Genomic DNA, 22,490 nt, shown 5'->3' with positions numbered 1-22,490 from the left:
CCGTTTGGGCAGGTCGACGGGAATATTGTCGGCGCAACGAGGTACCGTCAGAGCATGTCCACCCCACCTACGGCAGCGCCCGGGAGGCCCTTCGGGCGCGTGCTCACCGCGATGGTCACCCCCTTCGACGCGGACGGCGCACTGGACGTCAAGCGGGCGCAGGAGCTCGCCGAGCACCTCGTGGAGCTGGGCAACGACGGACTGGTCGTCAACGGCACCACCGGCGAGAGCCCGACCACGACGGACGCGGAGAAGGCCGACCTGATCCGTGCCGTGGTCGAGGCGGTCGGCGACCGCGCGACGGTCGTCGCCGGCGCCGGGACGTACAACACCGCGCACAGCATCGAACTGGTGCAGCAGGCCGAGAAGGCCGGCGCCCACGGTGTCCTGCTGGTCACGCCGTACTACTCCCGCCCGTCGCAGGCCGGTCTGTACGCGCACTTCACGACGGTCGCCGACGCCACCGGCCTGCCGGTGATGCTCTACGACATCCCGCCGCGCTCGATCGTGCCGATCGAGGTCGACACCCTGCGCCGGCTGGCCGAGCACCCGCGCATCCTGGCCGTCAAGGACGCCAAGGGCGACCTGCTGGCCGGCAGCGAGGTCATCGCCAACACCCACCTGGCCTACTACTCGGGCGACGACGCGCTGAACCTGCCGTGGCTGTCGGTGGGCGCGACCGGCGTCGTCAGCGTGATCGGGCACGTCGTGGCCGGGCGCATCCGCGCGATGATCGAGGCCTACGAGAACGGCGACACCTCCACCGCCCGCACCAACCACCGCGGCATGCTGCCGGTCTTCCGCGCCATGTCCCGCGTCGGCGGGGTGGTGTTCTCCAAGACCGCGCTCGCGCTGCGCGGCCACCCGGTCGGCGGCCCACGGCTGCCGATCGTGCCCGCGACGCCGGAGCAGACCGAGGCCATCGCGACCGATCTCGCCCAGGCGGGGGTCCCCCTCGAAGAGTCGCCGTCGCCGGACTGGCACAGTTCCCGGGTGGCGCAAGCCGACTCCGCGGCGGCCTACGTGGCGCCGACCACTCACACCAGCGTTGGGACCATTCACAGGTGAGCTTGGCAGGACCCGGACCGACCAACACCCCACCCGCACTGCCCGAGGGCGGCCTGCGCGCAGTCGCCCTCGGCGGAATCGGCGAGGTCGGCCGCAACATGACCGTGTTCGAGTACGACGGGCGGCTGCTCATCGTCGACTGCGGGGTGCTCTTCCCCGAGGACGAGCAGCCGGGCGTCGACCTGATCCTGCCCGACTTCCGGGCGATCGAGGACCGGCTGAACGACATCGAAGCCCTGGTGCTGACCCACGGCCACGAGGACCACATCGGCGCCGTGCCGTTCCTGCTCCGGATGCGGCCCGACCTGCCGGTCTACGGGTCGCGGTTCACGCTCGCGCTGCTGGAGGCCAAGTGCAAGGAGCACCGGCAGCGGCCGAAGCTGATCGAGGTGACCGAGTCCGAGCGGCGCACGGTGGGCCCGTTCGACCTGGAGTTCTTCGCGGTCAACCACTCCATCCCGGACGCGCTCGCGGTCGCGCTGCGCACGGCGGCCGGGGTCGTGCTGCACACCGGTGACATCAAGCTGGACCAGCTGCCGCTGGACTCGCGCCTGACCGACCTGGCCGGCTTCTCCCGGCTCGGCGACGAGGGTGTGGACCTGCTGTGCATCGACTCGACCAACGCCGAGGTGCCCGGGTTCGTCACGCCGGAGCGTGACATCGGCCCGGTGCTCGACGACGTCATCGGCCGCGTCACCCAGCGCGTCATCGTCGCGTGCTTCGCCAGCCACGTGCACCGCGTGCAGCAGGTGCTCGACGCGGCGGTCAAGCACGGCAGGCGGGTCGCGTTCGTCGGCCGGTCGATGGTGCGCAACATGGGGATCGCGGCGGACCTGGGGTTGCTGAACATCCCCGAGGGCCTGCTGATCAACCTGGACGAGGCCATCAACCTGCCCGAGACCAGGGTGCTGTTCGTGTCCACCGGGTCGCAGGGCGAGCCGCTGTCGGCGCTGTCGCGGATGGCGCGCGGCGAGCACCGGCAGATCTCCATCCGGGCCGGTGACACGGTCGTGCTGGCCAGCTCGCTGATCCCGGGCAACGAGACCGCGGTGTTCGGCGTGGTCAACGGCCTGGTGCGGCTCGGCGCGAACGTGGTGCACCAGGGCAACGCGAAGGTGCACGTGTCCGGGCACGCGTCGGCGGGGGAGCTGTTGTTCCTCTACAACGCGATCCGGCCGAGCAACGTGATGCCGGTGCACGGCGAGTGGCGGCACCTGCGGGCCAACGGTGCGCTGGCGATCCGCACCGGTGTCGCGCCGGAGAACGTGGTGCTGGCCGAGAACGGTGTCGTGGTGGACCTGGTCGACGGCCGGGCCCGTACCTCGGGGCGGGTCGAGGTCGGCCACGTCTACGTCGACGGCCTGTCCGTGGGTGACGTCGGCGAGTCGACCCTGTCCGACCGGCTGGTGCTGGGCGAGGGAGGGTTCATCGCGATCAACGTCGCGATCGATTCGACCACCGGGCGCGCGGTGAGCACCCCGACGGTGTCCGGGCGCGGGTTCTCCGACGACCCGAAGGCACTCGATGCGGTGGTTCCGCTCGTGGAGATGGAGCTGTCCCGCACCGAGGCCGAGGGCATCACCGACAGCCACCGGATCGCGCAGGCCGTGCGCCGGGTGGTGGGCCGATGGGTCGCCGAGACCTACCGCCGCCGCCCGATGATCGTGCCGACCGTCATCCCCGTGAGTTACGGACAGGCCGGAACGACAGCGTAGGTAATCCCGGTCACACCCCTTAACCTGGATCGCGTCAGCTTCACGGGCGATCCGGTGGAGGCGGTGCGAGGTGGGCCGACACTCGTCACCCGCCCGGCGGCGACGGCCGCGGCGGGCGTGGGCGGTGGCCGGTGTCCTCGTCGTGCTGGCCGGGGCGGGCTGGTTCGCCGCCGATCTCGTGCATAACCGGTCCGGGTGTGACGAGCCCGTCGTGGTGCGGATCGCCGCCGCGCCCGGCGTGGCGCCCGCGATCGCGCAGGTCGCCCGCCGCGTGGCGCAGACGGAGTGCGCGGCGTTCGAGGTGAACGCGGTCGATTCGGCGTCGGTGGCGCAGTCGCTGGCCCTGTCCGACGGCGCCGACCGGCCCGACGTGTGGGTGCCCGAGTCGACGTTGCAGCTGCGGCGCGCGAAGGGGGTCGGCGCCGAGGAGGTCACGGCGGGCACCAGCATCGCCAGCTCGCCGGTGGTGTTCGCGCTGACCGAGGAGGCCGCGACCGGGCTCGGCTGGCCGGGCCGGATCCCCTCGTGGGCGGACGTGCTCGCCGCGCCGGGCCTGACGCTCGGGGTGCCCGATCCGGGGCGCGACCCGGCGGGCCTGTCGGCGCTGGTCGGGATCCGGGCCGCCGTGCCGGGGGCCGACACGTACGCAGCGGCGTTGCGCCGCCTGTCACCGAACGCGCTGTCCACATCGGACGAGTTGTTCGCGCGGCTGTCGGACCCGGCGCAACCGGTGAACGGGTTCCCGGCGTCGGAGAACGCGGTGCTGCGCCACAACGTCCGCAACGGCGTGGCCGGCTCGCGGACCGGGCTGGTGGCGACCTACCAGGCGGAGGCACCCGCGCTGGACTACCCGTTCGCGGTGCTGGGCGGCTCGAGCGGGGACGAGCGCGCCGCGGCGGGGGCGCTGCTGTCGGCGCTGCTCGGCCTGGAGGGCATGAACGCCCTGGCCAACGCCGGGTTCCGCACGCCGGACGGCCGGTACCTGCGGGACGGGTCGGCGCAGAACGTGAGCGGCCGGACGGTGCCCTCCGCGGCGGTGCCGACGGATGCCGAGGTGGACGCGCTGCTCGGCCAGTGGGCGCGGATCAACACGAGTTCGCGGGCGCGGGTGCTGATCGACGTGTCCGGGTCGATGAACGAGGTGGTGCCCGGGACCGGGCAGACGCGGATGGAGCTGACGACGGAGGCGGCGGCGCGCGGGCTGGGGTTGTTCAAGTCGACGTCGGAAACCAGTGTGTGGGAGTTCGCGACGCGCCTGGACGGCGACCGGGACTACCGCGAGGTGCTGCCGATGCGGCCGGTGAGCGAGCAGCTGGCGACCGGGGCGGCCGACCGGCTGCGCGCGATCCGGGCGACGCCGGACGGGGACACGGGGTTGTACGACACGGTGCTCGCGGCCTACCGGGTGGCGTGCGCGGAGTGGCAGCCCGGGCGGCTCAACCTGGTGATCGTCCTGACCGACGGCCGCAACGACGACGCGGACGGCGTCACCCGGGACGCGCTGCTGGCCGAGCTGGCCCGCCTGGCCGACCCGGGCCGCCCGGTCGCCATCATCGGCATCGGGATCGGCCCGGACGCCGACCTGGCCGACCTGGCGGCGATCACCGCCCCGACCGGCGGGCAGAGCTTCGCGGCCCCCGACCCGTCCCGGATCGGCGACGTGTTCTACGGCGCGCTCGCCCGCCTGAGCGGCTCCTGATCCGGCGCACGACGCCGCCGTCGCTGGGCATCGGCCCGGGTGCGGTGAGCCCGTCTGGGCGGCGGCTGCCGTGGGTGTTGCGCCCGGGGCGCCGCGGTAGGGCGAGCTCTCTGCCCCTCTGAGCGGCGTCGAGGCCTGCCCGGGGTGCCGCTGCGTCAGCACCGCCTCCTCTGGGTGGCGGCTGCGGCGGGTGCCCCGCCCGGGGCGCCGGGTAGGGCGAGCGGTCCGCCTCTCTGGGTGACGCCGGTGCTCGCCGGTGGCGCCGCTGCTGCTGGGGATCAGTGGCGTGCGGCAGGCGCGCTGCCCCTTCTGGGTCGCGGCTGCCCTGGTGCCCCACCCGGGGCGCGGGGATGGCGAGCCGTGCGCGGCGACTGAGCGGCGCGCCGCTGCTCGCCGGTGGCTGGGGATCAGTGGAGTGCGGCGGGCCGGCTCAGGCGGGGGCGATGCCGACCAGCATCATCAGCGTCCCGGTCACCTCGTCGATCGCGCGGCTGCGGGCCGGCTCCGGGAGGTCCGAGCACCACAGCGGCGCCTGGCTCATCGCCGCGTGCATGCACTGCAGCACGGTCCCCACGCTGGTCACGGTGAACTCGCCGGCGGCCACGCCCTCTTCGATCAGCGTGCGGAACAGGCGGTTGTGCTCCTGCCGCAGCGTCTTGATGCGCTCGTGCTGGGCGTCCGGCCACTCGCGCGGCACCAGGAACACCCGCAGCGCGGCGGGGTGGTCCCGGACGGCGATCGTGACGTGCTCGTGGATCAGGGCGCGCAGCCGTTCCGCCGGTGTGCCGCTCATGCCCGCCAGCAGCGCCTCCAGACGCGCCGTCCATTCGCGGCCGAGCGTCTCGATCGCGGCCGTGGCCAGCTCGTCCTTGCTGGAGAAGTAGTAGTACAGCGAGCCCTTGGTCACGTCCAGCCGCTCGGCCACGTCCTCCAGGTTCACCGCGTCGTAGCCGCGTTCGCCGAACAGCTCCGCGGCCGTGGTGACGATCGTCTGGATGCGCCGGCCCCGCTTGCGCTGCACGCGCGCCGACGCCGGCCGTGTCTCCTCCGCCGCCTGCTGGGCGCCCATGCCGGTCCTTTCCTCGAACTCCCGACCGCACGATACAGGTTTGACTCCAAAACCAACTATTGACTCAGCGGTCAAAATTCGTCACGCTGGTCAGCACCCAACGAAGGAGGCGAGCGATGCAGGACTACGAGGACATCCGCTACGAGGTCGACGGCCCGGCCGCCGTCATCACCATCAACCGGCCGCACCGCTACAACGCGTTCCGCGGCCGGACCGTCGAGGAGCTGATCAAGGCCTTCCGCGCCGCCTGGGCCGACCGTCAGGTGCAGGCCGTGATCCTCACCGGCGCCGGCGACAAGGCGTTCTGCACCGGCGGTGACGTCAAGCAGCGCGCCGAGACCGGCGACTACGGCCCGACCGAGAGCGGCATGTTCGAGATCGGGTACCTGCACAAGCTGATCCGCGACATCCCCAAACCGGTGATCGCCGCGGTCAACGGGATCGCCGTGGGCGGCGGGCACGTCCTGCACGTGCTCTGCGACGTCACGATCGCCAGCGAGACGGCCCGCTTCGGCCAGGCCGGCCCGAAGGTCGGCTCGTTCGACGCCGGGTTCGGCACCGCCTACCTGGCCAGGGTCGTGGGGGAGAAGAAGGCGCGCGAGATCTGGTTCTGGTGCCGCCAGTACGACGCCGCCGAGGCCGAGCGCATGGGGCTGGTCAACGTGGTCGTCCCGCCGGGTGAGCTGCTCAAGACGGCGAAGGCGTGGGCCGAGGAGGTCGCGGAGAAGAGCCCGACGGCGATCCGGTTCTGCAAGCAGTCGTTCAACGCCGACACCGATCACCAGGCCGGACTGTCCAATCTGGCCATGTCCGCCCTGGACCTGTTCACCGCCTCGCCCGAGGGGCTGGAGGGTGCGCAGGCCTTCGCCGAGAAGCGCAAGCCGGACTTCAACTCCCACGTGAACTGGCACTGAGCATGGACTTCACGTTTTCCGCGGACGAGGAGGCCTACCGCCAGGAGCTGCGGCGGTTCGCCACGAAGGTCCTCGCCCCGCACTACCAGTCCGACGACAAGGCGGCGAAGCTGCGGCCCGAACTGGTCGCGGACCTGGCCGCGATGGGCCTGACCGGTCTGCGCATCCCGGAACGCCACGGCGGCCAGGAGGCCAGTGCGGTGATCGCCGGGATGGCCGCCGAGGAGGTCGCGCGCGGCGACTTCAACGCGAGCTACCTGATCATCGTCAGCGCGCTGGTCAGCGACATCCTCACCCGCAATGCGACCGAGGAGCAGCAGGCCGCGTGGCTGCCGCCGATCGCCTCGGGGGAGGTCGTGCCCGCCTTCTGCATCACCGAACCGGGGCACGGCACCGACGCCGCGAAGCTGGAGATGAAGGCAGAGCCCGACGGCGACGGCTGGCGCCTGACCGGCGAGAAGACCTCGATCACCCTCGGCGCCTCCGCGGACGTCGCGCTGGTGCTCGCCCGCACCGGCGGGCCCGGCGCCCGTGGGGTGAGCGCCTTCTGGGTGGACCTGGACGACCGGTACACCTCACGCGCGCCGTTCGACGACCTGGGCAGCCGGGCCATCGGCCGGGCCTCGCTGCACTTCGACGGTCTGCCCGTGCCGCGCGAGGCGCTGGTCGGCGGCGAGGGGCAGGGGTTCGTCTCGGTCATGCAGGGCTTCGACTACTCCCGCGCCATCATCGGGCTGGCGTGTCTCGGCGCCGCCCAGGTCTCGCTCGACGAGGCGCTGCAGTGGTCCCGCGACCGCGAGGCGTTCGGGGCCCCCATCGGCCGGTTCCAGGGTGTGGCGTTCCCGCTCGCCGAGCACGCCACGTACCTGCGGGGCGCTCGTCACGTCTGCTACGAGGCGTTGTGGCGCAAGGACAACGGCCTGGAGCACAGCACCGAGGCCGCGATGGCGAAGTTCTGGGCGCCCAAGCTCGCCGCCGAGACGATCCACCAGTGCCTGCTCACGTTCGGCCACCTCGGCTACTCCAGTGAAAGCCCCGTCGGTCAGCGGCTGCGGGACGTGATCGGACTGGAGATCGGCGACGGCACCGCGCAGGTCTCCAAGCTCGTCATCGCCCGCAACCTCCTCGGCCGCGCCTACGCACCCTGAAAGGACCAGACATGGGAAAGCTCACCGGCAAGATCACCGTCGTCACCGGCGCGGGCCAGGGGATCGGCCGCGGCATCGCGGAGAAACTGGCCGCCGAGGGCGCGACCGTGGTGGTCACCGACATCAACGAAACCACCGCCAAGGAGACCGCGGACCGCATCGGGGGCGGCGCGATCGGGGTGCGCACCGACGTCACCTCCCGCGAGTCGGTCGCCGCGATGGTCGGGCAGGTGCACCGCCAGTTCGGCCGGATCGACGTGCTCGTCAACAACGCCGGCTGGGACAAGGCCGGCCCGTTCGTCGAGTCCGATCCGGACGACTGGGACCGGGTCGTGCGGATCAACCTCTACGGCGTGCTGAACACGTGCCGGGCCGTGCTGCCGATCATGGCGGAGCAGGGTTCCGGCTCGGTGGTCAACATCGCCTCCGACGCCGGCCGCGTGGGTTCCTCGGGTGAGGCCGTGTATTCCGCGGCCAAGGGCGGGGTCATCGCGTTCACCAAGTCCATCGCCCGCGAGATGGCGCGCAGCCAGGTCAACGCCAACGCGGTGTGCCCGGGTCCGGCCGACACCGCGCTGTTCGCCTCCATCGGCGGGGACAACCCGAAGCTGCGGGAGGCCCTGACCAAGGCCATCCCGTTCCGCCGCCTCGCCCAGCCCAGCGACCTCGCGAACGTCGTCGCCTTCCTGGCCTCCGACGAGGCCGACTACGTCACCGGCCAGACCGTCAGCGTCAGCGGCGGCCTCACCATGAGCTGACCCGGAGCCTGTCATGCCCTTCGCGACGATCCTCGACGACGAGCTGATCGAAGCCCACACCCGCGCCGGGTTCTGGGTCGACCGCACCATCACCGACCACCTCGACGAGGTGGCCGCCGCGACGCCGGACAAGACCGCGTTCGTCGATTCGCGGCGCAGCGTCACCTACGCGCAGTTGAAGCACGAGGTCGACCGCTGTGCGCTGGGGCTGCTCGAACTCGGGGTGCGTCCCGGGGACGTGGTGTCGTTCCAGCTGCCCAACTGGATCGAGTGGATCGTGGTCCACTACGCGGCCAGCCGCATCGGGGCGATCTCCAACCCGCTCATCCCGATCTACCGCGAACGCGAGGTCGGGTTCATGGTCGGGCTGGCGAGGTCGAAGGTCATCGTGGTGCCGGAGTCCTTCCGCGGGTTCGGCCACGCCGCGATGGCCGAGCGGCTCCGCCCACAGTGGCCGGATCTGGACCACGTGCTGGTGGTCGGGTCGACGTGGGACTCGTTCGCCGCCACGCCGTGGGAGGAGCGTCGCGACCCGGCGGAGCTGGCGGCACTGCGACCGGACCCGAACGACGTGACGCTGCTGATCTTCACCTCGGGCACCACGGGCGAGCCGAAGGGCGTGATGCACACCCACAACACGGCCATCGCCGCCAACAACCCGCTGCCGGAGCGCCTGGGCATCACCGCCGACAGCGTGTTCCACATGGCCTCGACTCTGGCCCACCTGACCGGTTTCCTCTACGGCGCACGGCTTCCGGTGCAGAACGGCGCCACCTGCGTGCTGCAGGACACCTGGGACGCGCGGCGGTTCGTCGAACTGGTCGCCGAGCACGGCATCACCTACACCTCGGCGGCCACCCCGTTCCTGCACGACCTGCTGTCCGCGCCGAACCTGGCCGGGCACGACCTGTCCTCGCTGCGGCGGTTCTGCTGCATGGGCGCGCCGATCCCGCGCGCCCTGGTGCGGGAGGCCCGGCGGAAGCTGCCCGGCATGGTGGTGCTCGGCGGGTGGGGGCAGACGGAGGACGCGCTGGTCACGCTCGGCATCCCGGGGGATCCGGACGAGAAGGTCATCGACACCGACGGCTACCCGTGGCCGGGCATGCGCATCCGCGTGGTCGACGCGGACGGGACCGAGCTCCCGCCGGACACCGAGGGGCGGCTGCAGGTCACCGGGCCGTTCCTGTTCGTCGGCTACGCCGAACGGCTGGAGATGACCCGCGCGAGCTTCGACGGCGAGTGGTTCGACACCGGCGACCTGGCCACCATCGACGCCGACGGCTACCTGCGCATCGCCGGCCGCACCAAGGACGTGATCATCCGCGGTGGCGAGAACATCCCGGTGGCCTACGTGGAGAACGTGCTCTACGAGCACCCCGACGTCGACGAGGTCGCGGTCGTCGCGGTGCCCGACCCGCGGTTGCAGGAACGCGCCTGCGCCTGCCTGGTCCTCAAACCCGGCGCGCCCGGCCTCGATCTGGAGAAGCTGCGCGCGTTCCTGGCGGAGAAGGGCGTGGCGAAGCAGTACTGGCCGGAACGGGTCGAGGTGCTCGACCAGCTGCCGCGCACCGCGAGCGGCAAGATCCAGAAGTTCCAGCTGCGGGCGCGGGTGGGAGGACGACGATGACGGTGCTCACCAGCGTGGCCGACGGCGTCGCCGTGGTCACCCTCAACCGGCCCGATGTCCGCAACGCGATCAACGACCAGGTCCTGGACGATCTGCGGGCGGCCCTCGGCGAGATCCGGGACGACGACAAGGCCGGCGCGGTCGTCTTCACCGGCGCCGGCGAGCGGGCTTTCGCCGCCGGCGCCGACATCGCCGGGCTGCGCGACTACACCCTGCACACCGGTCTGGACGCCCGGATGCAGCGGCTCTACGACGAGATCGAGGCGTTCGAGAAACCCACGATCGCCGCGGTCAACGGCTACGCCCTGGGCGGCGGGTGCGAGCTCGCGATGGCGTGCGACATCCGCATCGCGGCGCCGTCGGCGAAGTTCGGGCTGCCCGAAACGGCGTTGTCGGTGCTGCCCGGCGCGGGCGGCACCCAGCGGCTGGCGCGGCTGGTCGGCGTCAGCCGGGCCATCGAGCTGATCCTCACCGGGCGGACGGCCGGCGCCGCCGAGGCGGAGCGGATCGGCCTGGTCTCCGGGATCGCCGAGCACCCGGTCGCCGCCGCCCGCGACCTCGCCCGCACCATCCTGGCCCGCGGTCCGCTGGCCGTTCGGCTGGCGAAGCTGGTGGTCCGCACCGGCATGGACGCCGGACGGCACACCGGCCTGGTCGTCGAGCGCCTCGCCCAGGCACTGCTCTACACCAGCGACGACAAACGCGAAGGGGCCGAGGCGTTCCTCGCCAAGCGGCCCGCCGACTTCACCGGGAGCTGAGATGGACCTGACCCTGACCGACGACCAGCGCAAGTTCCGCGAGTACGCGCGGGACTTCCTGGACAACGAGGTCGTCGCCCACCGCGCCGAGTGGGACCGCGCCGAGGCGGTCGACCCGGCGATCGTGCCGAAGCTCGGCGAGATGGGCTTCTTCGGGCTGACCATTCCGGAGTCCTACGGCGGGCTCGGCGGCGATTACGTCACCTACTGCCTCGGGATGGAAGAGCTCGGCCGCGCCGACTCGGCTGTGCGCGGCATCGTGTCGGTGTCGATGGGCCTGGTGGGCAAGGTGATCCTGTCCCACGGCACTGAGGAGCAGAAGCGGCGGTGGCTGCCGGGGATCGCCACCGGCGAGGTGCTCGCCTGCTTCGGCCTCACCGAGCCCGACACCGGGTCCGACGCCGGGAACCTGCGCACCCGCGCGGTCCGCCACGGCGACGACTACGTCCTGACCGGGCAGAAGATGTTCATCACCAACGCCACCTGGGCCGATGTGTGCCTGGTGTTCGCGCGCACCGGCGGCCCGGGCCCGAAGGGCGTGTCGGCGTTCCTGGTGCCCACGGACACGCCCGGGTTCGCGGTGCGCGAGATCAAGGGCAAGCTCGGGCTGCGCGGCCAGGCGACCGGCGAGATCTCGCTGACCGACGTGCGCGTGCCGGCCGACGCCCGCCTCGGCGAGGAGGGCCAGGGTTTCACGATCGCCATGCACTCGCTGGACAAGGGCCGGGTGTCGGTCGGCGCGGGGTGCGCCGGGATCATCCTGGGCTGCCTGGAGTCCGTGGTCGCCTACGCCGGCGAGCGGCAGCAGTTCGGGCGGCCGCTGGCGTCGTTCCAGCTGATCCAGGACATGATCGCGGACATCTCCGTCGAGCTCGACGCCGCGCGGCTGCTGGTGTGGCGGGCCGCTTCGCTGATCGACCGCGGCGAGCCGTTCGGCGTGGCGGCCTCGAAGGCCAAGTACTACGCCAGCGAGGCGGCGGTGCGCGCGGCGAACAGCGCGATCCAGATCTTCGGCGGCTACGGCTACATCGACGAGTACCCGGTGCAGAAGTACCTGCGCGACGCCCGGGTCATGACGCTGTACGAGGGGACGAGCCAGATCCAGAAGCTGCTGATCGGCCGCGCGGAGACGGGGGTGAGCGCCTTCCTGTGACGGCTCGGGTGGTCACGGGGCGGCCGGCGCCTGGAACGCCCGGATCACGAGCGCGGCGAAGCGCCGCGAGGCCGCGATCCGGGCGGATGCCGAGGCGGCGTTGATGCCCCGGTTGGCCGTGAGCACCAGGACGAGGTCGTCCAGGACGAAGTCGGCACGCAGGTGCCCGGTGGCCTTGGCCCGCCGGGCGAGTTCGGCGATCGCCTTCAGGACGTGTTCCCGGCCGGCCGCGTCGGCCATGCCGGGCTGAGCGGACAGGAAGGCGTCGGTGAATCCGCGGTTGCGGGCGTGCTGCGCACAGATCTTCTCGATCAGGGTGCGAAAGCCCCGCCAGGGATCGGCATCCGCGAGTCCCTCCGCGACGATCGCGTGGCAGGCGCGCACCTCGCCGGCGAAGACCTCGTCCAGCAGCACCTGTTTGGCCGGGAACCGGCGGTAGAGGGTGGCGGGCCCGACACCGGCCCGCCGGGCGATCTTCCGCATCGGCACGTCCAGGCCTTCGACGGCGAACAGCGCGCGGGCTGCGCCGAGGATGCGTGCCCGGTTGTCCAGGGCATCGGAGCGCAGGTTCCGAGGCACATGATCGGCCACCGCTCTCACTTTAGCCGGCCCGGCCGGGGCGCCCGCTAGCGTCGGACGACGTGAAAGCAGTGGTGATCGAAAAGTTCGGCGGACCCGAGGGCTTGGCGGTCGTCGACCTGCCGGCCCCGGTTCCCGGCCGCGGGCAGGTGCTGGTCGACACCGAGGCGATCGGCGTCAGTGGCGCCGACGTCCTCATCCGCAGCGGTGCCCTGGCCGGTTACGGGTTCGCGGAGGGGCACATCCCCGGCGGCGAGGTGGCGGGCACGGTGATCGCGGCCGGTGACGGGGTCGACCCGGCGTGGGTGGGACGGCGCGTGTGGGCGTTCACCGGGACCGGCGGCGGCTACGTCGAACACGCGCTCGCCCTGGCCGAGGACGTCGTCCCGCTGCCCGCGGGGCTGTCCGGTGTGGACGCGGTGACGCTCGGGAGCTCCGGTGTGGTGGCGCACTTCGGCCTCGCCCACGCCCGCTTCGGCCCCGGCGAGTCGGTGCTGGTCCGCGGCGCGGCCGGGAGCATCGGGATCACGGCGGTCCAGCTCGCGGCCCGGGGCGGCGCCGGTGCGGTGGCCGTCACGACGTCGTCGGCCGAGCGTGGCGCGCGCCTGCGCGAGCTCGGGGCGACCGACGTGCTGGACCGCTCGGGCGCGGGCGGTGCGGGCTTCGACGTGATCTTCGACGTCGTCGGCGGGGCCGCTCTGCCGTCCTTCTTCGACCGGCTCAACCCCAACGGCCGCCTCGTCGCGGTCGGCATGGTCGGCGGGCAGCCGCCGGCGGACTTCGGCGCGAAGATGCTGGCGGATTTCCGCAAGTCGCTGTCGTTCGCCACCTTCAGCGCCGGCACCGTGCCCGCCGCCGATCTGCGTGCGGTGCGGACCGCGCAGTTCGCCGCCGCGGCTCGCGGTGAGCTGCAGACGGTGGTGCACGAGCTGCTGCCGCTGGAGCGGGCCGGGGTGGCGCACCGGAAGATGGACAGCGGCGAGGTGTTCGGGCGGATCGTGCTGACGCGTTAGGGACTTTCCGGCACCTGCGGGCGCGGCGAGTTGAGCTGCACGAGCAGGGCCCCGGCCAGCAGGACGACCGCTCCCGACAGCTGCGGCCAGGCCAGGGTTTCGTGCAGCAGCGCCCACGCGGTCGCCGTCGCGACGACCGGCTCGAGCAGGCCGATCACGCTCGCGACGGAGGCGGGGAGGTGGCGCAGCGCGGGCAGCCCGAAACCGTAGGCCAGCACGGTCGAGAACAGTGCGACGGCCACCAGCAGCAGCCACACCGGCGGGTGCCACGGGCCGAACTCGCCCGGGGCGGTGAGGATGTCCGCGGGCAGCCGCCACGGCGGCGCCACCGCGCACACCGCCACCGCGCCGACGATCATGCCCCAGGTCACCATGCCGAGCGGGTGACGGGTGCTGACGCCGTGTTCGCCGAGCAGGAAGTACGCGGCCGAGCACAGCGCCGCGCCCAGGCCGGCGAGCAGGCCGACCGCGTTCAGGCTGAGGCCCTGCCACACCTGCGCGACCCCCGCGAGCCCGGCCATCGCCAGTGCGATGCCCGCCCACATGCGGCCGGGCAGCCGCACGCCGCGCACGAATCGCGTCCACAGCGCGATCAGCACCGGCGAGGTGAACTCGAGCAGGATCGCGATGCCCACCGGCAGCCGCCCGGCGGCGACGAAGTAGCACAGCTGCACGCCCGCGACGCCGAGCAGGCCGTATCCGAGCAGCAGCGGCCACTCCGCGCGGCGCACCCGCAGCAGCGACGGCCGGACCACCGCCACCCCGGCGGCCAGCACCAGCGCCGCGAGACCGATCCGGGCCGCCGCGACCTGCTCGGCGGACAGGCCGGCCAGCATCGCGGGCTTCGCGATGGTGCCGGAGCTGCCGAAACAGACCGAGGAGACGAGGATCAACGCCGTGCCGCGGCCCCGGTGGGGGACGAAGGCGCGGGCCGGCGCGGGAGCTTCGGTGACCACGACGCCCACCCTAAGCGGCGCTCCGGTACGGCGGTACCGGAATTCCGTCACGCCTCATCTAACCGATCAAACTCGCTTGCCGGTTACGGCGGGACGGCGGGGGATGCGGCCGGACCGCGCCGGTCAGGCGCCGCCGCGCCCCACCCGGACGTACCCGGCGATCGTCGCGAGCCGGGTGCCCTGGATGCGCAGCGCCTCCAGCGACTCCTTGTCCGGCTCGGCCGACTTGCGCGACACGAACGAACCCCCGTAGGGGTTGCCGGACTCCAGCAGGTGCGGCTGCCCGTAGCCGAGCGGCAGCACGATCGCGCCCCAGTGGTAGAAGATGTTGTTCATCGCCAGCACGGTCGCCTCCAGGCCGCCGTGCGCGGTCGAGGCCGTGGTGAACGACGTGGCGACCTTGTCGACCAGCTTTCCCTTGGCCCACAGCCCGCCCGTGGTGTCCAGAAAGGACTTCAGCTGGCTCGCCGGACCACCGAACCGGGTCGGGCTGCCGATCGCGAGCCCGTCGGCCCACTCCAGGTCGGCCAGCGTGGCCTGCTCGTCGTGCGGACCGGAGTCCACCCACGCCCGCCAGCGCGGATTGCCGGCGATCGCCTCCGGTGGCGCGGTTTCGGCGACCGTGCGCACGCGCACCTCGGCGCCCGCCCCGGTGGCCCCCTCGGCCAGCGCGGCGGCGAGCTTCGCGGTGTTGCCGGTGGCGCTGTAGTACACGACGAGAACGCGAGTGGTCACGATCACCACCCTAGGCGATCGGAACACCGGTTCCAGTATCTGAGAGCTTGCGCACAGCGACGCCCGGATCCCTACCGTGCGAGGACATGACGACGACGGTCCCCACCCCGCCGCGCACGACGCCGCGCAGTGCCGCGGCCGGCAGCATGATCGGCACCACCATCGAGTGGTACGACTTCTACCTCTACGCCACCGCGACCGCGCTGGTGTTCAAACCCCTCTTCTTCCCCAACGTCTCCGCGACGGCGGGCACGCTCGCGGCGTTCGGCACCTACGCGGTCGGGTTCGGCGCGCGGCCGGTGGGCGCGGTGATCTCCGGTCACCTCGGGGACCGCGTCGGGCGCAAGGCGGTGCTGGTCGGTGCGCTGCTGCTGATGGGGATCGCCACGACCGCGATCGGTGTGCTGCCCACGTTCGCGCAGGCCGGGATCGCCGCCCCCGCTCTGCTCGTGGTGTCGCGGCTGTTGCAGGGCCTGGCCGTGGGCGCCGAGTGGGGCGGCGCGGCGCTGTTGTCGGTCGAGCACGCCCGGCCGGGCCGGCGCGGGTTGTCCGGCAGCTTCACCCAGGTCGGGTCCTCGACCGGGATGCTGCTGGCCACCGGGGTCTTCTACCTGGTGCGCACCCTGGCCGGTGACGAGGGGTTCCTGTCCTGGGCGTGGCGCCTGCCGTTCCTGCTCAGCGTCGTGCTGGTGGTGATCGGCCTGGTGATCCGGCTGCGGCTGACCGACGCGCCGGTGTTCGCGCAGCTGCGCGCCGTCGGCGGGACCGCGCGCCTGCCGGTCGTGGAGGTGCTGCGCACCCAGCCGCGCAACGTCGCGCTGACCACCGGGCTGCGGCTGTCGCAGATCGCGTTGTTCGTGCTGCTGACCACGTATTCGCTGACCTACCTGCAGACCACGTTCGGCAAGAACAGTGCCGTCGGGCTGGTCGCGGTGATGATCTCCTCGGCGATCGGCTTGGTCAGCACGCCGCTGTGGGGCTACGTGTCGGACCGGTTCGGGCGCCGCCCGCCGTACCTGTTCGGCGCGCTCGCCGGGATCGTCGCGCTCGCGCTGTTCTTCTGGGCGGCCGGTTCCGGGTCCGCGGTGGCGGTGGTGCTGGCGATCGTGTTCGGCGTCAACGTGGTGCACGACGCGATGTACGGCCCGCAGGCCGCGTGGTTCGGGGAGCTGTTCGACACCCGCGTGCGCTACAGCGGCGCGTCACTGGGCTACCAGATCGGGGCCGTGCTCTCCGGCGGGTTCGCGCCACTGATCGCGGCCGCGCTGCTGGTGGCGGGGGATGGCGAGCCGTGGCTGATCGTCGCCTACTTCGCGGGGCTTGCGGTGCTGACGTTCGCCTCCGCGTGGTTCGCGCGCGAGACCAACCGGGAGGGGCTGGCATGAGCCGCATCTACCTGAACGCGTTCCACATGAACTGCGTCGGCCACCAGTCGGCGGGGTTGTGGAAGCACCCCGCCGACGAGGGACACCGCTACACCGATCTGTCGTCCTGGCTGGACCTGGCGCGCACCCTCGAGGAGGGCGGGTTCGACGCGCTCTTCCTGGCCGATGTGCTCGGGGTGTACGACGTGTACGCCGGATCGAAGGACGCCGCGGTCGCCGACGCCACACAGATCCCGGTGAACGAGCCGACCGTGCTGCTGCCGGCGCTGGCGGCGGTGACCGAACACCTCGGGTTCGGTGTCACCGTGTCCACGACCTACGAGCAGCCGTACTCGCTGGCCCGCCGGCTGTCCACGGTGGACGACCTGACCGGCGGACGGGTGGCGTGGAACATCGTGACGTCCTATCTGGACAGCGCGGCCCGCAATCTCGGCCTGGACAGCCAGGTCCGGCACGACGAGCGGTACGACATCGCCGAGGAGTACCTCGAGGTCTGCTACAAGCTGTGGGAAGGCTCGTGGGAGGACGACGCGATCGTGCGGTCCGGCGGGGTGTACGCGGATCCGGCGAAGGTGCACGACATCGGGCACCGGGGCCGGTACTTCTCGGTGCCCGGGCCGCACCTGTCGGAGCCGTCGCCGCAGCGCACGCCGGTGCTGTTCCAGGCGGGCGCCTCCCCGCGGGGGGTGCGGTTCGCGGCCCGGCACGCCGAGGCGGTGTTCGTGTCCGGGCCGTCGCCGGAGGTGGTCCGCCGCTCGGTGGAGGCGATCCGCGCGGGCGTGGCCGAGCACGGGCGGGACCCGCGGGCGGTGAAGATCTTCACGATGCTGACGCCCGTGGTGGGCGCGACGTCCGCGGAAGCCGCGGAGAAGCTGCGGTCGTACGAGTCGCTGGTGTCGGTGCCCGGCGCGTTCGCCCTGTTCGGCGGCTGGACGGGAGTCGACCTGGCCGAGCTGGACGTGGACGAGCCGCTGACCTACGCCGACGGCGACGCGAACCGGTCGGCGCTGGCGTCGTTCACGACGGGCGGGCGCGCCTGGACGCCCCGCGAGCTGGCCGGGTTCATCGGCCTGGGCGGCCGCGGTCCCGTGGTGGCGGGGTCGGGCCCGGAGGTGGCGGACGAGCTGGAGCGGTGGGTCGAGGAGGCGGGTGTGGACGGCTTCAACCTCGCGTACGCGACGACGCCCGGCACCTTCGCCGACTTCGCGCGCTGGGTGGTGCCGGAGCTGCGCCGCCGCGGGCGCGTCCCGGAACACCCCGGGGCCGGCACGCTCCGCGAACGCCTCGGGGGCGCGGGCCCCCGCCTGGCGGCAGACCACCCGGGGGCGGCCTACCGTCGCTGACGCCGGCACAGTGGCCGGAGCCGTGGGCGCTCAGGGCCGTCGGGTGGTCAGGGCCGCCAGGGGCTGATCGTGTCCGTGGGCCGCGTCGGGTCGTGGAATTTCGGCTTGTCGGGCTCGTCCGCGCGCAGCGGCACCAGCCCCGCCGTGATCGCGCGCATGATCTTCGCGTGCGCCCGCACGCCCGCGCCCGGGCGAGCGGGCTCGATGTCGCCGAGGTCGACGGGCTCGCCGAAGTGCACGCGGTAGGTCGGGCGGCGCAGGGGCGCCGTCAGACCGGACCGGGCCAGCGGCAGCAGGTCCGCGGGCCCCTCGACGCGCTCCGTGCCCCAGTACACCGCCTCGTGCGCGCCCCACTGGCTGATCGGCACCACCGGCACGCCGGCGGCGATCGCGAGCCGGGCGGCGCCGGTTTTGCCGCGTTCCGGCCACAGGCCAGGGTCGTGGCTGATCCGGCCCTCCGGGTAGACGATGATCGGGTCCGGCGTGGTCCGCATCTCCTCCACGGCCTGCGCGAACTGCTCCAGCGCGCTGGCCTTGCCGCGGTCGATCCGCATGTGCCCGCTGACCTTGAGCGCGGGCCCGATCACCGGCGCGTCCAGGATCCCGCCGGCCAGCAGGAACCGCGGCGAGATCCCGATCCGGCGGCACGCGGCGATCAGCACGAACGGGTCGAACACGCCGATGTGGTTGGCGGCCATCAGGAACGGACGGCCGCGCAGGCCGGGCGCGATCCGCCCGGTGATCCGCAGCCGGCCGGTCAGCGACACCAGCCCCTGGTCCAGACGGGTCATCGTCCGCCACACGGCCGGTGGCCTGCGGCGTGTCTGCCCGGTGTCGTCGGAGTGCAGCGCGAACATGGCGCCAGCATGGCAGATCACCGTGATGGCGGATCAAGGTCTGCCCGTGCGGGGAAAGTTCCTGCTGTGCCGAGTGTGGCTGCTGGGGCTGGTGAGCCCAGGCGGTTACCGTAGGAGGCATGGCTAGCGGGTCGGCGACGAGGAGCAGCGGCACGAAACGGACCGGCGGCAAGGGCGGCACGGCGCGCAAGTCCACGCGCGGCGCCACCCGGTCGCGGCCCGCCGCTTCGCGCTCCCGCAAACCGGCCCCGCGCAAGGCCGGCACGTTCAGCAAGGCCGTCCGCGGCGGCTGGACCCTGCTGGCCAAGGGCCTGGGCAGCGTCGTGCGCACCGTCGGCCGCGGACGCGAGCTGGAGGCGGAACACCGCCGCGACGGTCTCGCACTGGGTTACGTCGCGCTGGCCGTGCTGATCGCCGCCGGCGTGTGGTGGCGCGCGGCGGGACCGGTCGGCGGTTACGTCGAGCTGGGCACCCGCTCGATCCTCGGCGCCGGGGCCGTCACGCTGCCCCTGGTCCTGGTGGTCACCGCGGTCACGCTGATGCGCTCGGAACCCCAGCCCGAGGTCCGCCCGCGCATGGTGATCGGCAGCGTCCTGGGCGTGCTCGCGCTGCTGGGCCTGCTGCACCTGTTCAACGGCCGCCCGCACGACATCGAGGACCAGCGCTACGCCGGCGGCGTGCTCGGCTACCTCTCCGGCGACCTGCTCGCGCAGGGCGTCACCGCCTGGGTCGCGGTCCCGCTGCTGGTCATCGCGCTCGCGTTCGGCGTGCTGGTGTTCACCGGCACCCGCATCCGCGACATCCCGCACCTGGTCCGCACGTGGGGCCTGGACCCGGAGGAGCTGGCCGAGGAGGAGGCCGAGCGCGAGAAGCGCGCCGCGGAGCGCGACAAGACCGAGGCGCTCGAGGCCGACCCGAAGGCCGTCCGCCTGCGCAAGCCGTCGCGCCGCCGCCAGGCCAGCGGTGCCGAGGACGCGCCGCAGCAGCTGGACATCGAGTCCGCGCTCGCCGAGCCGCCGTCCCCGGCCAGGCCGCCGCGGCCGGTGCCCGCCGAGGTCCCGGAGAAGAAGCCGAAGAAGGCCGATCCGCCGATGACGGTCACCCGCACCGTCGAGGGCGACTACGAGCTGCCGCCCGCCGACCTGCTGCAGCTGGGCGACGCGCCGAAGACCCGCAGCAAGGCCAACGACGCGATGATCGAGGCGATCACCGGCGTGCTGGAGCAGTTCAACGTCGACGCCCAGGTCACCGGATTCACCCGCGGCCCCACGGTCACCCGGTACGAGGTCGAGCTCGGCCCGGGCGTGAAGGTCGAGAAGATCACCGCGCTGACCAAGAACATCGCCTACGCGGTGGCCACCGACAACGTGCGGCTGCTCGCCCCGATCCCGGGCAAGTCCGCGGTGGGCATCGAGGTGCCCAACTCCGACCGCGAGATGGTCCGCCTCGGCGACGTGCTGCGCTCGCCGACGGCGGGCAAGGACAACCACCCGATGGTCATCGGGCTGGGCAAGGACATCGAGGGCCACTTCGTCACCGCGAACCTGACGAAGATGCCGCACCTGCTGGTCGCCGGGTCCACCGGGTCCGGTAAGTCGAGCTTCGTCAACTCGATGCTGGTGTCGCTGCTGTCGCGGGCCACGCCGGACGAGGTCCGGATGATCCTCATCGACCCCAAGATGGTCGAACTGACCCCGTACGAGGGCATCCCGCACCTGATCACGCCCATCATCACCCAGCCGAAGAAGGCCGCCGCGGCGCTGGCCTGGCTGGTCGAGGAGATGGAGCAGCGCTACCAGGACATGCAGGCCAACCGGGTGCGTCACATCGACGACTTCAACAAGAAGGTGAGGTCCGGTGACATCCAGGCGCCGCCGGGGAGCGAGCGGGAGTACCGCCCGTACCCCTACATCATGGCGATCGTCGACGAGCTGGCCGACCTGATGATGACCGCGCCGCGCGACGTCGAGGACGCGATCGTGCGGATCACGCAGAAGGCCCGCGCCGCCGGGATCCACCTGGTGCTGGCCACGCAGCGGCCGTCGGTCGACGTCGTCACCGGCCTGATCAAGACCAACGTGCCGTCGCGGCTGGCGTTCGCGACCTCGTCGCTGACCGACTCGCGGGTCATCCTGGACCAGCCGGGTGCGGAGAAGCTGATCGGCATGGGCGACGGGCTGTACCTGCCGATGGGCGCCGGTAAGCCGGTCCGCATCCAGGGCGCCTACGTCGGCGACGACGAGATCGCCGCGATCGTCAACTTCACCAAGGACCAGGCGCAGCCGGAGTACCAGGAGGGCGTCACCGCCGCCAAGGCCGGCGAGAAGAAGGACATCGACCCCGACATCGGCGACGACCTCGACGTCCTGCTGCAGGCCGCCGAGCTCATCATCACCTCGCAGTTCGGGTCGACCTCGATGCTGCAGCGCAAGCTGCGCGTCGGCTTCGCCAAGGCCGGGCGGCTGATGGACCTGCTGGAGACCCGCGGCGTGGTGGGCCCGTCGGAGGGCTCGAAGGCCCGCGACGTGCTCGTCAAACCGGAGGACCTGGAAGGCACGCTGATGCTCATCCGCGGCGGCTCGACGCCGGACGACGACGGCGGGGACTAGGAGCCCCCGAACCTCCGGACGGCCTGGTAGTAGGTTCACGCGGTGCCGTTGCAGCTCCAGTCGCCACCGCAGATCTTCTTCAGGTCGGTGTAGAAGTTGTCGTCGATCTTCTTCCGGTTGGCCGACGTGAAGCGGTCCTGCCGCTTGTAGTTGCGGTAGCCGAAGTCGTGGCGGTGGCAGGCGGGGGAGAAGTCGAACCCGAGCGGCTTGTCCGGCGACCACGAGCAGGTGTCCGACGACCAGTCGAGCACCGACGCGTAGGGCCGGTCCGCGCGGATCTGCTCGAACCGGCTCAGCGAGGTGCCGAACAGGTAGGTGTCGGTGACGGACCGGAGGTCGACGGCCTGCGCGGTGCCGGGCCCGGCGACCAGCGCGGTGGCCAGGACGGCGGTGGACAGCAGTCGGGCGGTGGCGCGCATCGGGGCTCCCTCGCTGATCGTGACCGGGCATGATCAGCTTCGGGGCCCGCGGTGGTGACCACCAGACCCGAAAGGCGGACAACGGTGAACTTCACCCGCAGGGCGCAGTGCTACAGCTCCAGCAGCATGCGCGTGTTGCCCAGCGTGTTCGGCTTGGCGTAGGGGAGTTCGAGGAACTCGGCCACGCCGGGGTCGACCGAACGGCGCATCTCCTCGTACACCGTGCTGGGCACCGGCGTCCCGTCGATCTCGGTGAACCCGTGGCGGGAGAAGAAACTCGTCTCGAAGGTCAGCACGAAGACCCGGCGCAGTCCCAGCTCGCGCGCCAGCGTGATCAGCTGGTCCACCAGCTTGTGCCCGATGCCCTGCCCGCGCATCCGCTTGTCCACCGCGACGGTGCGGATCTCCGCGAGGTCCTCCCACAGCACGTGCAGCGCGCCGCACCCGACGATGTCACCGCTTCCCCCGCCGGCATCGGCGACCCAGAACTCCTGCATGTCCTCGTAGAGGGTGACGAGCTCCTTCTCGAGCAGCACCCGTCCCGCGTCCGCGTCCACCAGGGCCTTGATCTTTCGGACATCCGAGATCCGGGCTCGCCGGATCTCGACGGAACTGGGAGGATCAGCGTGCACCGATCGACCGTATCGGGCCGCGCGTGCGCTGTCGCGGTGGGTTCGGCCACGTC

20 protein-coding genes are annotated in these 22,490 nt (G+C 72.2%); 13 read left to right on the top strand and 7 right to left on the bottom strand.

The features are described 5' to 3' along the window. Positions 1 to 54: 54 nt before the first annotated feature. The 3 genes from dapA (at position 55) to FB470_RS31765 (ending at position 4,482) form a co-directional block, all read left to right on the top strand. Entirely contained in the window at positions 55 to 1,068 is a 1,014-nt protein-coding gene (gene dapA, locus FB470_RS31775; protein ID WP_306997521.1) for a 4-hydroxy-tetrahydrodipicolinate synthase, read from the top strand. Next, on the top strand, positions 1,065 to 2,783 hold the full coding sequence (locus FB470_RS31770; protein ID WP_306997519.1) for a ribonuclease J: 1,719 nt from the start codon (positions 1,065 to 1,067) through the stop codon (positions 2,781 to 2,783). The genes dapA and FB470_RS31770 overlap by 4 nt, the downstream gene beginning before the upstream one ends. A 70-nt stretch (positions 2,784 to 2,853) precedes the next feature. After that, positions 2,854 to 4,482, top strand: coding sequence for a substrate-binding domain-containing protein (locus FB470_RS31765; RefSeq protein ID WP_306997518.1), 1,629 nt, complete (start codon positions 2,854 to 2,856; stop codon positions 4,480 to 4,482). Between the two features lie 430 nt (positions 4,483 to 4,912). On the opposite strand, the gene FB470_RS31760 is transcribed toward FB470_RS31765, so the two are convergent. Continuing rightward, positions 4,913 to 5,551, bottom strand: a complete 639-nt coding sequence (locus FB470_RS31760; RefSeq protein WP_306997516.1) for a TetR/AcrR family transcriptional regulator — start codon at positions 5,549 to 5,551, stop codon at positions 4,913 to 4,915. Positions 5,552 to 5,667: 116 nt separating this feature from the next. On the opposite strand from FB470_RS31760, the gene FB470_RS31755 reads away from it, so the two are divergent. From FB470_RS31755 to FB470_RS31730, 6 genes are read left to right on the top strand one after another with little or no spacing between them, the layout of a single operon-like run. Continuing rightward, positions 5,668 to 6,465: an enoyl-CoA hydratase-related protein gene (locus FB470_RS31755; protein WP_306997514.1), complete on the top strand. Its 798-nt coding sequence runs from the start codon at positions 5,668 to 5,670 to the stop codon at positions 6,463 to 6,465. 2 nt (positions 6,466 to 6,467) lie between these two features. Continuing rightward, the gene (locus FB470_RS31750) at positions 6,468 to 7,613 is read left to right on the top strand and encodes an acyl-CoA dehydrogenase family protein (RefSeq protein ID WP_306997511.1); all 1,146 of its coding nucleotides are present in this window, start codon (positions 6,468 to 6,470) and stop codon (positions 7,611 to 7,613) included. A gap of 11 nt (positions 7,614 to 7,624) precedes the next feature. Beyond that, entirely contained in the window at positions 7,625 to 8,371 is a 747-nt protein-coding gene (locus FB470_RS31745) for an SDR family NAD(P)-dependent oxidoreductase (protein WP_306997509.1), read from the top strand. A 13-nt stretch (positions 8,372 to 8,384) separates the two neighbouring features. Then, entirely contained in the window at positions 8,385 to 9,998 is a 1,614-nt protein-coding gene (locus FB470_RS31740; protein WP_306997507.1) for an AMP-binding protein, read from the top strand. Continuing rightward, entirely contained in the window at positions 9,995 to 10,756 is a 762-nt protein-coding gene (locus FB470_RS31735) for an enoyl-CoA hydratase/isomerase family protein (RefSeq protein WP_306997505.1), read from the top strand. The genes FB470_RS31740 and FB470_RS31735 overlap by 4 nt, the downstream gene beginning before the upstream one ends. A gap of 1 nt (position 10,757) precedes the next feature. After that, complete coding sequence (locus FB470_RS31730) at positions 10,758 to 11,909, top strand: acyl-CoA dehydrogenase family protein (protein ID WP_306997503.1); 1,152 nt, start codon at positions 10,758 to 10,760, stop codon at positions 11,907 to 11,909. 12 nt (positions 11,910 to 11,921) lie between these two features. On the opposite strand, the gene FB470_RS31725 is transcribed toward FB470_RS31730, so the two are convergent. Next, positions 11,922 to 12,500 (bottom strand): TetR/AcrR family transcriptional regulator, encoded by a 579-nt coding sequence (locus FB470_RS31725; protein WP_306997502.1) that lies wholly within the window; start codon positions 12,498 to 12,500, stop codon positions 11,922 to 11,924. 50 nt (positions 12,501 to 12,550) lie between these two features. Between FB470_RS31725 and FB470_RS31720 the strand changes: the two genes are divergently transcribed. Continuing rightward, positions 12,551 to 13,501: a zinc-binding dehydrogenase gene (locus FB470_RS31720; protein WP_306997500.1), complete on the top strand. Its 951-nt coding sequence runs from the start codon at positions 12,551 to 12,553 to the stop codon at positions 13,499 to 13,501. On the opposite strand, the gene FB470_RS31715 is transcribed toward FB470_RS31720, so the two are convergent. Further along, complete coding sequence (locus FB470_RS31715) at positions 13,498 to 14,457, bottom strand: EamA family transporter (protein ID WP_306997498.1); 960 nt, start codon at positions 14,455 to 14,457, stop codon at positions 13,498 to 13,500. The two genes, FB470_RS31720 and FB470_RS31715, sit on opposite strands and share 4 nt — an antisense overlap. 123 nt (positions 14,458 to 14,580) lie before the next feature. Next, the gene (gene wrbA / locus FB470_RS31710) at positions 14,581 to 15,192 is read right to left on the bottom strand and encodes an NAD(P)H:quinone oxidoreductase (RefSeq protein WP_306997497.1); all 612 of its coding nucleotides are present in this window, start codon (positions 15,190 to 15,192) and stop codon (positions 14,581 to 14,583) included. Between the two features lie 86 nt (positions 15,193 to 15,278). On the opposite strand from wrbA, the gene FB470_RS31705 reads away from it, so the two are divergent. Both FB470_RS31705 and FB470_RS31700 read left to right on the top strand, forming a co-directional pair. Next, positions 15,279 to 16,577 carry an MFS transporter gene (locus FB470_RS31705; RefSeq protein WP_306997496.1) on the top strand — a complete coding sequence of 433 codons (1,299 nt, stop codon included), beginning with the start codon at positions 15,279 to 15,281 and terminating at the stop codon, positions 16,575 to 16,577. Then, positions 16,574 to 17,920, top strand: coding sequence for an LLM class flavin-dependent oxidoreductase (locus FB470_RS31700; RefSeq protein WP_306997494.1), 1,347 nt, complete (start codon positions 16,574 to 16,576; stop codon positions 17,918 to 17,920). Before FB470_RS31705 ends, FB470_RS31700 begins: the two co-directional genes overlap by 4 nt. A gap of 47 nt (positions 17,921 to 17,967) precedes the next feature. On the opposite strand, the gene FB470_RS31695 is transcribed toward FB470_RS31700, so the two are convergent. Beyond that, positions 17,968 to 18,777: a lysophospholipid acyltransferase family protein gene (locus FB470_RS31695; RefSeq protein WP_306997492.1), complete on the bottom strand. Its 810-nt coding sequence runs from the start codon at positions 18,775 to 18,777 to the stop codon at positions 17,968 to 17,970. A gap of 119 nt (positions 18,778 to 18,896) precedes the next feature. On the opposite strand from FB470_RS31695, the gene FB470_RS31690 reads away from it, so the two are divergent. Beyond that, the gene (locus tag FB470_RS31690; protein ID WP_306997490.1) at positions 18,897 to 21,386 is read left to right on the top strand and encodes an FtsK/SpoIIIE family DNA translocase; all 2,490 of its coding nucleotides are present in this window, start codon (positions 18,897 to 18,899) and stop codon (positions 21,384 to 21,386) included. A 35-nt stretch (positions 21,387 to 21,421) separates the two neighbouring features. Here the strand turns inward: FB470_RS31690 and FB470_RS31685 are convergent, their stop codons facing one another. Then, positions 21,422 to 21,805 carry a phospholipase gene (locus tag FB470_RS31685; protein WP_306997489.1) on the bottom strand — a complete coding sequence of 128 codons (384 nt, stop codon included), beginning with the start codon at positions 21,803 to 21,805 and terminating at the stop codon, positions 21,422 to 21,424. 110 nt (positions 21,806 to 21,915) lie between these two features. Then, on the bottom strand, positions 21,916 to 22,437 hold the full coding sequence (locus tag FB470_RS31680) for an amino-acid N-acetyltransferase (RefSeq protein ID WP_306997487.1): 522 nt from the start codon (positions 22,435 to 22,437) through the stop codon (positions 21,916 to 21,918). Positions 22,438 to 22,490 lie beyond the last annotated feature (53 nt).

The sequence above is a fragment of the Amycolatopsis thermophila genome (assembly GCF_030814215.1).
Classification (GTDB): domain Bacteria; phylum Actinomycetota; class Actinomycetes; order Mycobacteriales; family Pseudonocardiaceae; genus Amycolatopsis_E; species Amycolatopsis_E thermophila.
This window is presented reverse-complemented; position numbering and strand designations above follow the sequence as displayed.

Excerpts from the sequence above, each read along its gene's own strand:
- FB470_RS31685 (WP_306997489.1), bottom strand. The coding sequence starts at position 21,805 with ATGCGCGCCACCGCCCGACTGCTGTCCACCGCCGTCCTGGCCACCGCG.
- FB470_RS31705 (WP_306997496.1), top strand. The coding sequence starts at position 15,279 with ATGACGACGACGGTCCCCACCCCGCCGCGCACGACGCCGCGCAGTGCC.
- FB470_RS31690 (WP_306997490.1), top strand. The coding sequence starts at position 18,897 with ATGGCTAGCGGGTCGGCGACGAGGAGCAGCGGCACGAAACGGACCGGC.
- FB470_RS31700 (WP_306997494.1), top strand. The coding sequence starts at position 16,574 with ATGAGCCGCATCTACCTGAACGCGTTCCACATGAACTGCGTCGGCCAC.
- FB470_RS31740 (WP_306997507.1), top strand. The coding sequence starts at position 8,385 with ATGCCCTTCGCGACGATCCTCGACGACGAGCTGATCGAAGCCCACACC.
- FB470_RS31745 (WP_306997509.1), top strand. The coding sequence starts at position 7,625 with ATGGGAAAGCTCACCGGCAAGATCACCGTCGTCACCGGCGCGGGCCAG.
- FB470_RS31730 (WP_306997503.1), top strand. The coding sequence starts at position 10,758 with ATGGACCTGACCCTGACCGACGACCAGCGCAAGTTCCGCGAGTACGCG.
- FB470_RS31755 (WP_306997514.1), top strand. The coding sequence starts at position 5,668 with ATGCAGGACTACGAGGACATCCGCTACGAGGTCGACGGCCCGGCCGCC.
- FB470_RS31750 (WP_306997511.1), top strand. The coding sequence starts at position 6,468 with ATGGACTTCACGTTTTCCGCGGACGAGGAGGCCTACCGCCAGGAGCTG.
- FB470_RS31695 (WP_306997492.1), bottom strand. The coding sequence starts at position 18,777 with ATGTTCGCGCTGCACTCCGACGACACCGGGCAGACACGCCGCAGGCCA.
- FB470_RS31760 (WP_306997516.1), bottom strand. The coding sequence starts at position 5,551 with ATGGGCGCCCAGCAGGCGGCGGAGGAGACACGGCCGGCGTCGGCGCGC.
- dapA (WP_306997521.1), top strand. The coding sequence starts at position 55 with ATGTCCACCCCACCTACGGCAGCGCCCGGGAGGCCCTTCGGGCGCGTG.
- FB470_RS31735 (WP_306997505.1), top strand. The coding sequence starts at position 9,995 with ATGACGGTGCTCACCAGCGTGGCCGACGGCGTCGCCGTGGTCACCCTC.